Origin of the sequence: Brenneria salicis ATCC 15712 = DSM 30166 (assembly GCF_003315515.1) — a bacterium.
GTDB classification, from domain to species: domain Bacteria; phylum Pseudomonadota; class Gammaproteobacteria; order Enterobacterales; family Enterobacteriaceae; genus Brenneria; species Brenneria salicis.
The window spans coordinates 1-13,384 of record NZ_QNRY01000067.1; the positions used below are offsets into that span (position 1 = coordinate 1).

At 51.5% G+C, this 13,384-nt stretch carries 9 protein-coding genes and 1 pseudogene; all 10 read left to right on the forward strand.

All coding sequences use genetic code 11. The annotated features are described in order from the left end of the window. Window positions 1-94: EF-Tu C-terminal domain-related protein (locus DES54_RS17570; RefSeq protein ID WP_147247316.1), on the forward strand; the 94-nt coding region annotated here is incomplete at its 5' end. A 238-nt stretch (window positions 95-332) separates the two neighbouring features. Continuing rightward, complete coding sequence (secE, locus tag DES54_RS17580) at window positions 333-716, forward strand: preprotein translocase subunit SecE (RefSeq protein ID WP_113869592.1); 384 nt, start codon at window positions 333-335, stop codon at window positions 714-716. Between the two features lies 1 nt (window position 717). Further along, window positions 718-1,263, forward strand: a complete 546-nt coding sequence (gene nusG, locus DES54_RS17585) for a transcription termination/antitermination protein NusG (protein WP_048636588.1) — start codon at window positions 718-720, stop codon at window positions 1,261-1,263. A gap of 163 nt (window positions 1,264-1,426) precedes the next feature. Beyond that, the gene (gene rplK, locus DES54_RS17590) at window positions 1,427-1,855 is read left to right on the forward strand and encodes a 50S ribosomal protein L11 (protein WP_113869594.1); all 429 of its coding nucleotides are present in this window, start codon (window positions 1,427-1,429) and stop codon (window positions 1,853-1,855) included. Between the two features lie 2 nt (window positions 1,856-1,857). Beyond that, window positions 1,858-2,562 (forward strand): 50S ribosomal protein L1, encoded by a 705-nt coding sequence (rplA, locus tag DES54_RS17595; protein ID WP_109491413.1) that lies wholly within the window; start codon window positions 1,858-1,860, stop codon window positions 2,560-2,562. A 332-nt stretch (window positions 2,563-2,894) separates the two neighbouring features. Next, window positions 2,895-3,392: a 50S ribosomal protein L10 gene (gene rplJ, locus DES54_RS17600; RefSeq protein WP_113869596.1), complete on the forward strand. Its 498-nt coding sequence runs from the start codon at window positions 2,895-2,897 to the stop codon at window positions 3,390-3,392. Between the two features lie 67 nt (window positions 3,393-3,459). Continuing rightward, entirely contained in the window at window positions 3,460-3,825 is a 366-nt protein-coding gene (rplL, locus tag DES54_RS17605) for a 50S ribosomal protein L7/L12 (protein ID WP_113869598.1), read from the forward strand. 327 nt (window positions 3,826-4,152) lie between these two features. After that, complete coding sequence (rpoB, locus tag DES54_RS17610) at window positions 4,153-8,181, forward strand: DNA-directed RNA polymerase subunit beta (RefSeq protein WP_113869600.1); 4,029 nt, start codon at window positions 4,153-4,155, stop codon at window positions 8,179-8,181. 106 nt (window positions 8,182-8,287) lie between these two features. After that, window positions 8,288-12,514, forward strand: a complete 4,227-nt coding sequence (gene rpoC, locus DES54_RS17615) for a DNA-directed RNA polymerase subunit beta' (RefSeq protein WP_113869602.1) — start codon at window positions 8,288-8,290, stop codon at window positions 12,512-12,514. Window positions 12,515-12,695: 181 nt separating this feature from the next. Beyond that, window positions 12,696-13,307, forward strand: a pseudogene (locus DES54_RS17620) (MFS transporter); the annotation flags it as partial. Window positions 13,308-13,384: the final 77 nt, after the last annotated feature.

Below are 13,384 nucleotides of genomic sequence, written 5' to 3' on the forward strand. Positions count from 1 at the left end.
TGCCCCGATCGCGATGGACGACGGTCTGCGTTTCGCCATCCGTGAAGGTGGCCATACCGTTGGCGCGGGCGTTGTTGCTAAAGTTATCGCTTAATCGCGGATAACGTTTGACGCGACACGCGATAAAAGGGCATCATTTGATGCCCTTTTTCTACGCTGTCATAGTAGAACCTATCTCATCAGCGATTGTGGGATATAATCATTGGTGAGATGGGCTCTGTAGATACAGCGTAAATACCGAATTATTGGTTTTACAGAACATCTTTCGGTTTTGGTTTGCCCTGCGTTGCGGGGTAAAGTTATTTGTCTGGATCATTGTGACAGGTTGGTTTATGAGTGCGAATACCGAAGCTCAGGGGAACGGGCGTGGCCTGGAAGCGATTAAATGGCTGGTAGTTGCCGTTCTGCTGGTAATTGCGATTGTCGGCAACTATTACTACCGCGAATTTAGTCTGCCCTTGCGCGCATTAGCTGTTGTTGTCCTGATCGCTGCTGCAGGCGGCGTGGCGCTGCTGACCACGAAAGGTAAAGCAACCGTAACGTTTGCTCGTGAAGCGCGTACCGAAGTGCGCAAAGTGATTTGGCCGACTCGCCAGGAAACGTTGCATACCACGTTAATCGTTGCCGCGGTTACTGCCGTGATGTCACTGATTCTGTGGGGGCTGGATGGTATTCTGGTCCGTTTGGTCTCGTTTATCACTGGCCTGAGGTTCTAAGATGTCTGAAGCCCCAAAAAAACGCTGGTACGTCGTTCAGGCGTTTTCCGGTTTTGAAGGCCGCGTAGCCCAGTCGCTGCGTGAGCACATCAAGCTCCATAATATGGAAGATCTGTTTGGTGAAGTCATGGTGCCAACCGAAGAAGTGGTTGAAATCCGTGGCGGCCAGCGTCGCAAGAGCGAACGTAAATTCTTCCCTGGCTATGTATTAGTGCAGATGGTGATGGAGGATGCCAGTTGGCATCTGGTGCGCAGTGTTCCTCGCGTTATGGGGTTCATCGGTGGAACTTCCGATCGTCCCGCGCCGATTAGCGATAAGGAAGTGGATGCGATTATGAACCGTCTCCAGCAGGTGGGTGATAAACCTCGTCCGAAAACGCTGTTCGAGCCGGGTGAAATGGTGCGCGTCAATGATGGTCCGTTTGCCGACTTTAATGGCGTGGTTGAAGAAGTGGATTATGAGAAGAGCCGCCTGAAAGTGTCGGTTTCTATCTTTGGCCGCGCAACCCCTGTGGAACTGGACTTCAGCCAAGTCGAAAAAGGCTGATTTACCTACCTCTGCTACTTTGATAGCGGCTTGCCTCTGGTGCGAAGTTAATCTATAATTTCGCGCCTTTTGTTTTTCAGGTGGCCGATGGCGCCTGAATGAAACGTAATAAAACCACGGGGAGCCTTTTACGAGGCGTTATTACCCATTCGAGGAATGTTAAATGGCCAAGAAAGTACAAGCCTATGTCAAGCTGCAAGTTGCGGCTGGTATGGCTAACCCGAGCCCACCGGTAGGTCCGGCTCTGGGCCAGCAAGGTGTAAACATCATGGAATTCTGTAAGGCGTTCAATGCTAAAACTGAAAGCATTGAGAAAGGCCTGCCGATTCCGGTTGTTATTACCGTTTACTCTGACCGTTCTTTCACCTTTGTTACCAAAACGCCTCCGGCGGCCGTACTGCTGAAGAAAGCGGCGGGTATCAAGTCTGGTTCCGGCAAGCCGAACAAAGACAAAGTAGGTAAAGTAACGAGTGCTCAGGTTCGTGAAATCGCAGAAACCAAAGCTGCGGACATGACTGGTGCTGACGTAGACGCCATGGCGCGTTCTATTGCAGGTACCGCTCGTTCCATGGGCCTGGTAGTGGAGGAATGATAATGGCTAAGCTGACCAAGCGCATGCGCGTGATCCGTGAAAAAGTTGATGCAACTAAACAGTATGACATCAACGAAGCCGTTGCTCTGCTCAAAGAGCTGGCCACTGCTAAATTTGTAGAAAGCGTAGACGTTGCTGTTAACCTCGGCATTGATGCGCGTAAATCTGACCAAAACGTTCGTGGTGCCACTGTTCTGCCTCACGGTACCGGTCGTTCTGTTCGCGTAGCCGTCTTCACTCAGGGCGCAAACGCTGAAGCGGCTAAAGCGGCAGGCGCTGAGTTCGTGGGTATGGAAGATTTGGCTGATCAGATTAAGAAAGGCGAAATGGGTTTTGACGTTGTTATTGCTTCCCCGGATGCAATGCGCGTTGTTGGCCAGTTAGGTCAGGTTCTGGGGCCGCGCGGCCTGATGCCGAACCCGAAAGTCGGCACTGTAACCCCTAACGTCGCTGAAGCTGTTAAGAACGCCAAGGCAGGTCAGGTGCGTTACCGCAACGACAAGAACGGTATCATCCATACCACTATCGGTAAGGTTGATTTCGATTCTGATAAATTGAAAGAAAACCTGGAAGCTCTGCTGGTTGCGCTGAAAAAAGCGAAACCTTCTCAGGCGAAAGGCGTGTACATCAAGAAGGTTAGCCTGTCTACCACTATGGGTGCAGGTGTTGCGGTTGACCAGAGCGGTCTGAACGCAGTAGCGGTCTGATAGCTTTTGTTTCGCTTTACTCGGGCGTGAGATTTACCTATAATCTTACGCCCGTTGTTCCGTTAGCGGAACGAAAGAAGAATTTTCGGTTGGAGCCTGGCCTATCCAGGCCTCCGTCCAAGACCGCAGGTGTTTCATTAGAAACTTAATTTTCCTGCGTAGACGGTGACAGAGCCTGAAGAACCTTTTTTCTTTCTTTATAAAATAAAGAATAGTTAAAGAATAGTCTTTGCTGGATTCTGCTCACCGTGTTTCAACGCTCATCTCCGTTTTGGCGATAAGTGAAGTGAGTTCCGGAGATGTCCTCCGGCTAAATCCAGGAGCAAAAGCTAATGGCATTAAATCTTCAAGACAAACAAGCGATTGTTGCTGAAGTCAGCGAAGTAGCCAAAGGTGCGCTGTCTGCGGTTGTTGCGGATTCTCGTGGCGTTACCGTAGATAAAATGACTGAACTGCGTAAAGCAGGTCGTGAAGCTGGCGTTTACATGCGTGTTGTTCGCAACACCCTGCTGCGCCGTGCTGTTGAGGGTACTCCTTTTGAATGCCTGAAAGACACGTTTGTTGGTCCGACCCTGATTGCATACTCTTTAGAGCACCCGGGCGCTGCTGCTCGTCTGTTCAAAGAATTCGCGAAAGCGAATGCAAAATTTGAGGTTAAAGCTGCAGCCTTTGAAGGTGAGCTGATCCCGGCGGCTCAAATTGACCGTCTGGCAACGCTGCCGACTTACGAAGAAGCATTGGCACGTCTGATGTCGACCATGAAAGAAGCTGCCGCAGGCAAACTGGTCCGCACTCTGGCTGCTGTACGCGATCAGAAAGAAGCCGCTTAATTGCGCTTTTTTTCTCTAACGCATTTGCGAACGTATAAACTATTTCTGATTCTTAGGAACAATTGTTATGTCTATCACTAAAGATCAAATTCTGGAAGCAGTAGCAGCCATGTCTGTAATGGATGTTGTTGAGCTGGTTTCCGCTATGGAAGAAAAATTCGGTGTTTCTGCTGCTGCCGCTGTTGCTGTTGCTGCTGGCCCGGTTGAAGCTGCTGAAGAAAAAACTGAGTTCGACGTTGTGCTGAAAGCCATCGGCGCTAACAAGGTTGCTGTAATCAAAGTCGTTCGTGGCGCAACGGGTCTGGGCCTGAAAGAAGCCAAAGATCTGGTTGAATCCGCTCCGGCAGCTTTGAAAGAAGGCATCAGCAAAGATGACGCTGAAGCTCTGAAGAAAGCTCTGGAAGAAGCTGGCGCAGAAGTTGAAGTTAAATAAGCCAACCTTTAAGATTGCAGCCTGATTTATCAGGCTGATGGCTGGTGACTTTTTAGTCACCAGCCTTTTTGCGCTGTAGGGTATCAATGGGGTTTTACACTGTTTATCCATTGATTTTCCCCAATATTTTTTTCTTTTGACGACTTAATATACTGCTTTCCTGCGTGGGTTTCCTGCCTGAGCAAGAGCAATGAAATGGTTTAAGAGTAATAGAAAGACGTATTACGGAAAGTTCTTCATTTTCCGACCAAAATAAATAGTGTTGCATGAACTGTCCTTGTTAGGACGGACAGAGTGGTTCGACTTGTCAGCTAGCTGAGGAACCCCATGGTTTACTCCTATACCGAGAAAAAACGCATTCGTAAGGATTTTGGTAAACGTCCGCAGGTTTTGGACATACCTTATCTCCTTTCTATCCAGCTTGACTCGTTCCAGAAGTTTATCGAGCAAGATCCGGAAGGTCAGTACGGTCTGGAAGCTGCATTCCGTTCTGTTTTCCCCATACAAAGCTATAGCGGCAATTCAGAGCTGCAATACGTTAGCTATCGCCTGGGCGAGCCGGTATTTGACGTTAAAGAATGTCAGATCCGTGGCGTGACGTTTTCTGCGCCGCTGCGCGTAAAATTGCGCCTGGTGATATACGAGCGTGAAGCGCCTGAAGGCACCGTTAAAGACATTAAAGAACAAGAAGTCTATATGGGCGAAATTCCGCTCATGACTGACAACGGTACCTTTGTGATTAACGGGACTGAGCGTGTTATCGTTTCTCAGTTGCACCGTAGTCCGGGTGTCTTCTTCGATAGCGACAAAGGCAAAACCCATTCTTCAGGTAAGGTGCTGTATAACGCGCGTATTATTCCTTACCGTGGTTCCTGGTTGGATTTTGAGTTCGATCCGAAGGATAACCTGTTTGTCCGCATCGACCGTCGCCGCAAATTGCCTGCGACCATTATTCTGCGTGCTTTGGGCTTCTCCACCGAACAGATCCTTGATCTTTTCTTCGATAAAATTGTCTACGAAATCAATGGCAATAAATTGCAGATGGATCTGGTCCCTGAGCGTCTGCGTGGTGAAACCGCTTCTTTTGATATCGAAGCAAACGGCAAGGTCTACATTGAAAAAGGCCGCCGTATTACCGCGCGTCATATCCGTCAGTTAGAGAAAGACGGCATTGAGAGTATTGAAGTTCCGGTTGAATACATTGTTGGCAAAGTGCTTTCCAAAGATTATATCGATGAAAGCACTGGCGAACTGATTGGCGCCGCCAATATGGAATTGTCTCTGGATCTGCTGGCTAAACTGAGCCAATCCGGTCACAAACGTATTGAAACCCTGTTCACCAACGATCTGGATCACGGTCCGTATATTTCTGAAACCTTGCGCGTCGATCCATCTACTGATCGCCTGAGCTCATTGGTTGAGATTTACCGCATGATGCGTCCTGGCGAGCCGCCGACGCGCGAAGCGGCGGAAACGTTGTTCGAGAACCTGTTCTTCTCCGAAGACCGCTATGACTTGTCTGCGGTTGGCCGTATGAAGTTCAACCGTTCTCTGCTGCGCGAAGAGATCGAAGGTTCGGGTATTCTGAGCAAAGAAGACATCATCGAAGTGATGAAGAAGCTCATTGATATCCGTAACGGCAAAGGCGAAGTGGACGATATCGACCACCTCGGCAACCGCCGTATTCGTTCTGTTGGCGAAATGGCGGAAAATCAGTTCCGCGTTGGTCTGGTTCGTGTGGAACGTGCAGTGAAAGAGCGTCTTTCTCTGGGCGATCTCGATACGCTGATGCCGCAGGACATGATTAATGCCAAGCCGATTTCGGCGGCAGTAAAAGAGTTCTTCGGTTCAAGTCAGTTATCGCAGTTTATGGATCAGAACAACCCGCTGTCGGAGATTACACATAAACGCCGTATCTCTGCTCTCGGCCCAGGTGGTTTGACCCGTGAACGCGCCGGCTTTGAAGTTCGAGACGTACACCCGACGCACTACGGTCGCGTATGTCCTATCGAAACGCCGGAAGGTCCGAACATCGGTTTGATCAACTCCTTGTCTGTTTATGCGCAAACCAACGAATACGGTTTCCTTGAAACCCCGTATCGTCGTGTGCGTGACAACGTGGTGACGGATGAAATCCATTACCTGTCGGCGATTGAGGAAGGCAACTTCGTTATCGCGCAGGCGAACACCAATCTGGACGAAGAAGGCCGCTTTATTGACGAACTGGTTACCTGCCGTAATAAAGGCGAGTCCAGCTTGTTCAGCCGCGATCAGGTTGAATATATGGACGTTTCCACACAGCAGGTCGTTTCTGTGGGTGCATCGTTGATCCCGTTCCTGGAACATGATGACGCCAACCGCGCCCTGATGGGTGCGAACATGCAACGTCAGGCTGTGCCTACTCTGCGTGCTGATAAGCCGCTGGTGGGGACCGGGATGGAACGTGCCGTTGCGGTTGACTCCGGCGTAACCGCTGTGGCGAAACGCGGTGGTACGGTACAGTACGTTGATGCTTCACGTATCGTGATTCGCGTGAATGACGATGAGATGTATCCGGGCGAAGCCGGGATCGACATCTATAACCTGACGAAATATACCCGTTCCAACCAGAACACCTGCATCAGCCAGATGCCGTGCGTGTCGCTGGGCGAACCGGTTGAACGCGGCGACGTGCTGGCTGATGGTCCGTCCACCGATCTCGGTGAACTGGCGCTGGGTCAGAACATGCGCGTGGCGTTCATGCCGTGGAACGGTTACAACTTCGAAGACTCCATCCTCGTTTCCGAGCGCGTGGTTCAGGAAGATCGCTTTACCACTATCCATATCCAGGAACTGGCTTGTGTGTCTCGCGATACCAAACTGGGGCCTGAGGAAATTACCGCGGATATCCCGAACGTGGGTGAAGCAGCGCTTTCCAAGCTGGATGAGTCCGGTATCGTTTATATCGGCGCGGAAGTAACGGGCGGCGACATTCTGGTCGGTAAGGTAACGCCAAAAGGCGAAACTCAACTGACGCCGGAAGAGAAGCTGTTGCGTGCGATCTTCGGTGAGAAAGCGTCTGATGTTAAAGACTCCTCGCTGCGTGTGCCGAACGGCGTTTCCGGTACGGTTATCGACGTACAGGTCTTTACCCGCGATGGCGTGGAAAAAGACAAACGTGCGTTGGAAATCGAAGAAATGCAGTTGAAGCAGGCGAAGAAAGACCTGACTGAAGAATTGCAAATCCTGGAAGCCGGTCTGTTTGCCCGTATTCACGCTGTGCTGGTTGCCGGCGGCGTGGAAGCCGACAAACTGGACAAACTGCCGCGTGAGCGCTGGTTGGAACTGGGCCTGACTGATGAAGAGAAACAGAATCAGTTGGAGCAGTTGGCCGAACAGTACGACGAACTGAAGCACGAGTTTGAGAAAAAACTCGAAGCCAAGCGCCGTAAAATCACGCAGGGCGATGATCTGGCGCCGGGCGTGTTGAAAATCGTCAAGGTTTATCTGGCTGTCAAACGTCAGATTCAACCGGGCGACAAGATGGCGGGTCGTCACGGGAACAAGGGTGTTATCTCCAAGATCAACCCGATCGAGGATATGCCTTACGATGAGAACGGCGTGCCGGTCGATATCGTTCTGAACCCGCTGGGCGTACCTTCGCGTATGAACATCGGTCAGATTCTGGAAACCCACCTGGGTATGGCGGCGAAGGGTATTGGCGATAAAATTAACGCCATGCTTAAGCAGCACGAAGAAGTGACTAAACTGCGTGAGTTCATCCAGAAAGCCTACGATCTGGGCGACGATGTGCGTCAAAAAGTCGACCTGAGCACTTTCTCAGACGAAGAAGTTATGCGTCTGGCAGAAAACCTGAAGAAAGGCATGCCGATTGCAACGCCGGTATTCGACGGTGCAAAAGAGAAAGAAATCAAGGAACTGTTGCAGATGGGCGGTATCCCGACCTCCGGTCAGATCACTCTGTACGATGGACGTACCGGTGAGCAATTTGAACGTCAGGTCACCGTGGGCTACATGTACATGCTGAAACTGAACCACCTGGTTGACGATAAGATGCATGCCCGTTCCACCGGTTCTTACAGTCTGGTTACTCAGCAGCCGCTGGGTGGTAAGGCGCAGTTCGGTGGTCAACGCTTCGGTGAGATGGAAGTGTGGGCGCTGGAAGCTTATGGTGCAGCTTATACCTTGCAGGAAATGTTGACCGTTAAGTCTGATGACGTGAACGGCCGTACTAAGATGTATAAGAACATCGTGGACGGCAATCATCAGATGGAGCCAGGCATGCCGGAATCCTTCAACGTATTGTTGAAAGAAATCCGCTCGCTGGGTATCAACATCGAGCTGGAAGAAGAGTAATCCCAGCCCGTTGTTCGCTGGTATTCGTCATAGGGGCGTCTGAACGTTGTTTTTTAAAAGCATAGTTCAGGCGCCTGACAAGTCTAACTCCGACAGGAGCCAATCTGTGAAAGACTTATTAAAGTTTCTGAAAGCGCAAACTAAAACCGAAGAGTTTGATGCGATTAAAATTGCTCTGGCTTCGCCAGACATGATCCGTTCGTGGTCTTTTGGTGAAGTGAAAAAGCCAGAAACCATTAACTATCGCACGTTCAAACCTGAACGTGACGGCCTTTTCTGTGCCCGTATCTTTGGGCCGGTAAAAGACTATGAATGCTTGTGCGGTAAGTATAAGCGTCTGAAACACCGCGGTGTGATTTGTGAGAAGTGCGGCGTCGAAGTGACCCAGACCAAAGTACGCCGTGAGCGTATGGGCCACATTGAACTGGCTTCTCCGACCGCGCATATTTGGTTCCTGAAATCACTGCCGTCCCGTATCGGTTTGCTGCTAGACATGCCGCTGCGTGATATTGAACGCGTACTGTATTTCGAATCCTATGTGGTGATTGAAGGCGGTATGACCAACCTGGAACGCCGTCAGATCCTGACTGAAGAGCAGTATCTGGACGCGCTGGAAGAGTTTGGCGACGAATTCGATGCCAAGATGGGCGCCGAAGCGATTCAGGCCCTGTTGAAAAACATGGATCTGGAGCAGGAGTGCGAGCAACTGCGCGAAGAGTTGAACGAAACCAACTCCGAAACCAAGCGCAAAAAGCTGACCAAGCGGATCAAACTGTTGGAAGCGTTCGTTCAGTCCGGCAATAAACCAGAGTGGATGATCCTGACCGTACTGCCGGTTCTGCCGCCGGATCTGCGTCCGTTGGTTCCGCTGGATGGCGGTCGTTTCGCAACCAGCGATCTGAACGATCTGTATCGTCGCGTGATCAACCGTAACAACCGTCTGAAACGTCTGCTGGATCTGGCTGCGCCAGATATCATCGTGCGTAACGAAAAACGTATGTTGCAGGAAGCGGTCGATGCCTTGCTGGATAATGGTCGTCGCGGTCGTGCCATCACCGGTTCCAACAAGCGTCCGCTGAAATCGCTGGCTGACATGATCAAAGGTAAGCAGGGGCGTTTCCGTCAGAACCTGCTGGGTAAACGTGTCGATTACTCCGGTCGTTCCGTTATCACCGTTGGTCCATACTTGCGTCTGCATCAATGCGGCCTGCCGAAGAAAATGGCGCTGGAACTGTTCAAACCGTTCATCTACGGCAAGCTGGAACTGCGTGGTCTTGCCACCACCATCAAAGCCGCCAAGAAAATGGTTGAGCGCGAAGAAGCGGTCGTTTGGGATATCCTGGACGAAGTTATCCGCGAGCACCCGGTACTGTTGAACCGTGCGCCCACCCTGCACCGTTTGGGTATTCAGGCGTTCGAACCGGTTCTGATCGAAGGTAAGGCGATTCAGCTTCACCCGCTGGTGTGCGCGGCGTATAACGCCGACTTCGACGGCGACCAGATGGCTGTACACGTGCCGTTGACGTTGGAAGCCCAGTTGGAAGCGCGTGCGTTGATGATGTCGACCAACAACATCCTGTCACCGGCGAACGGCGAGCCTATCATCGTTCCTTCCCAGGACGTGGTGTTGGGTCTGTATTACATGACGCGTGACTGTGTTAACGCCAAAGGCGAAGGCATGGTGCTGACCGGGCCGAAAGAAGCTGAACGCGTTTATCGCGCAGGTTTGGCCTCTCTGCATGCGCGCGTCAAAGTGCGTATCACGGAAGAGATCAAGAACATCGAAGGCGAGTCGACGCATCAGACGACGATTATTGATACGACTATCGGCCGCGCCATCCTGTGGATGATCGTGCCTAAGGGTCTGCCGTATTCGATCGTTAACCAGCCTTTGGGTAAAAAAGCGATCTCCAAAATGCTTAACACCTGTTATCGCATTTTAGGTATGAAACCGACGGTTATCTTCGCTGACCAAATCATGTACACCGGTTTTGCTTACGCTGCGCGTTCTGGCGCCTCCGTTGGTATCGATGACATGGTTATCCCGGCGAAAAAAGCCGAGATTATCGAAGAAGCGGAAACCGAAGTCGCGGAGATTCAGGAGCAGTTCCAGTCCGGTCTGGTTACGGTCGGCGAGCGCTATAACAAAGTTATCGATATCTGGGCCGCGGCGAATGAGCGTGTTGCCAAGGCGATGATGGAAAACCTGTCCGTTGAGGATGTGGTTAACCGTGATGGCGTGGTTGAGCAGCAGGTTTCTTTCAACAGCATCTTTATGATGGCCGACTCCGGTGCGCGTGGTTCTGCGGCACAGATTCGTCAGTTGGCGGGGATGCGTGGTCTGATGGCGAAGCCGGATGGCTCCATCATCGAAACGCCGATCACCGCTAACTTCCGTGAAGGTTTGAACGTACTCCAGTACTTCATCTCGACCCACGGCGCACGTAAAGGTCTGGCGGATACCGCACTGAAAACCGCGAACTCCGGTTATCTGACGCGTCGTCTGGTTGACGTGGCGCAGGATCTGGTGGTGACCGAGGACGATTGTGGTACGCATGAAGGCATCATGATGACGCCGGTTATCGAGGGCGGAGATGTTAAAGAGCCGCTGCGTGAGCGCGTCCTGGGCCGAGTGACGGCTGAAGACGTCACCAAACCGGGTACGGCGGACATTCTGGTTCCACGTAATACCCTGCTGAATGAGCAGTGGTGTGACATGTTGGAAGAAAATTCCGTTGATGCGGTAAAAGTCCGTTCCGTCGTAAGCTGTGAAACCGACTTCGGCGTGTGCGCCAAGTGTTATGGTCGCGACCTGGCCCGTGGTCACCTGATTAACAAAGGTGAAGCCATTGGTGTTATCGCGGCGCAGTCTATCGGTGAACCGGGTACACAGTTGACCATGCGTACCTTCCACATCGGTGGTGCGGCATCGCGTGCGGCGGCGGAGTCCAGCATTCAGGTGAAAAATAAAGGTAGCCTGAAACTGAACAACGCCAAGTTCGTGGTCAACAGCAACGGTAAACTGGTGATTACTTCACGTAATACCGAACTGAAGTTGATCGACGAATTCGGTCGTACTAAAGAAAGCTACAAAGTGCCTTACGGTGCGGTGATGGCGAAGGGTGATGGCTCAGAAGTTAACGGCGGCGAAACCGTGGCGAACTGGGATCCGCATACCATGCCGGTTATTTCCGAAGTGAGCGGTAGCATCCGTTTCACGGATATGGTTGACGGCCAGACCATTACTCGTCAGACCGATGAACTGACCGGTTTGTCTTCTATCGTGGTTCTGGATAGCGCGGAGCGTACCGGCAGCGGTAAAGACCTGCGTCCGGCGCTGAAAATCGTTGATGACAAAGGTGAAGATGTATTGATCCCAGGCACCGATATGCCTGCTCAGTATTTCCTGCCGGGTAAGGCGATTGTTCAGTTGGAAGACGGCGTGAAGATCAGTGCGGGTGATACCCTGGCGCGTATTCCTCAGGAATCCGGCGGTACCAAGGATATTACCGGTGGTCTGCCGCGTGTTGCCGACCTGTTCGAAGCGCGTCGTCCGAAAGAACCGGCGATTCTGGCCGAGATCAGCGGGGTTATCTCGTTCGGTAAAGAGACCAAAGGCAAGCGTCGTCTGGTGATCACGCCGTTGGATGGCAGCGAACCTTACGAAGAGATGATTCCGAAATGGCGTCAGCTTAACGTGTTTGAAGGCGAGCGTGTCGAACGTGGCGACGTGGTTTCCGATGGCCCGGAATCTCCGCACGATATCCTGCGTCTGCGTGGTGTACATGCGGTAACGCGTTACATCACCAACGAAGTTCAGGAAGTTTACCGTCTGCAAGGCGTTAAGATTAACGATAAACACATTGAAGTTATCGTTCGTCAGATGTTGCGTAAGGGCACCATCGTTAACGCGGGTAGCACGGAATTCCTGGAAGGCGAGCAGGCGGAAGTCTCTCGCGTCAAGATTGCCAACCGTCAGTTGGAAGCGGATGGCAAGATCACGGCGACTTACAGCCGCGATCTGCTGGGTATCACCAAAGCGTCTCTGGCAACCGAGTCCTTCATTTCCGCGGCATCGTTCCAGGAAACCACACGTGTTCTTACGGAAGCGGCGGTTGCCGGTAAACGTGATGAACTGCGTGGCCTGAAAGAGAACGTTATCGTGGGTCGTCTGATCCCGGCGGGTACAGGTTATGCGTATCATCAGGATCGCATGCGTCGCCGTCAGGCAGGCGAGACGCCTGTTGTACCTCAGGTGAGCGCAGATGAAGCGTCTGCTAATCTGGCTGAATTGTTGAATGCCGGTGGTTTCGGTAATAGCGACGACGAGTAAGTCATTTATTCCCGATGTTTGATTAACCGTAGGTTAAGCGGTGAATAACTAAAAGCCCCGGCTACCAAGGCCGGGGCTTTTTTATGATGTATCTTGACGGGCCATTGCTTCGCAACGTTAAAAATTTCTTCCTGAAATTTTTTGGTGTACAGTAGTGTAAAGTAAAAAGAACGGGATAGAGATGAATACCTCAACAACACCAGCGCTTGTACAGAATAATAATGCATTATCAATCAATAATGACGCCTCTGTCAGCCGTGATACCACATCGCAAGCGCAGTCAACAAGCCATTCTCAAAGCCGGGCCCGCCGCGCGGCGTGGGGAAGTTTTATTGGCGCGGTCGTTGATTGGTACGACTTTCTTCTGTACGGAATAGTTGCCGCACTTGTATTTAATACTGAATTTTTCCCGCAAATCAGCCCGACTATGGGAACGCTGGCGGCCTTTGGCACCTTCGGCGTCGGTTTTTTGTTCCGCCCGTTGGGGGGGATGGTGTTTGGACACTTTGGCGATAAGCTGGGCCGTAAACGCATGTTGATGATCACCGTCTGGATGATGGGGATTGCTACAGCCTTGATAGGTTTGTTGCCTTCATTTGACGCCATTGGCTGGTGGGCGCCAGTGTTGCTGGTGGCATTGCGTGCCATCCAGGGCTTTGCGGTCGGAGGCGAGTGGGGAGGCGCAGCGTTGTTAGCGGTGGAAAACGCGCCCAAAAAGAAAAAAGCGTTTTACAGCAGCGGCGTGCAGGTTGGCTATGGCGTGGGGTTGTTATGTAGTGGAATACTGAATTTGGCCACCTGAACAGAGGTGATATGCTCACCTCAGAACAACACAGGTGCTCCAATGAAAAAAAGAAATTTTAGTGCAGA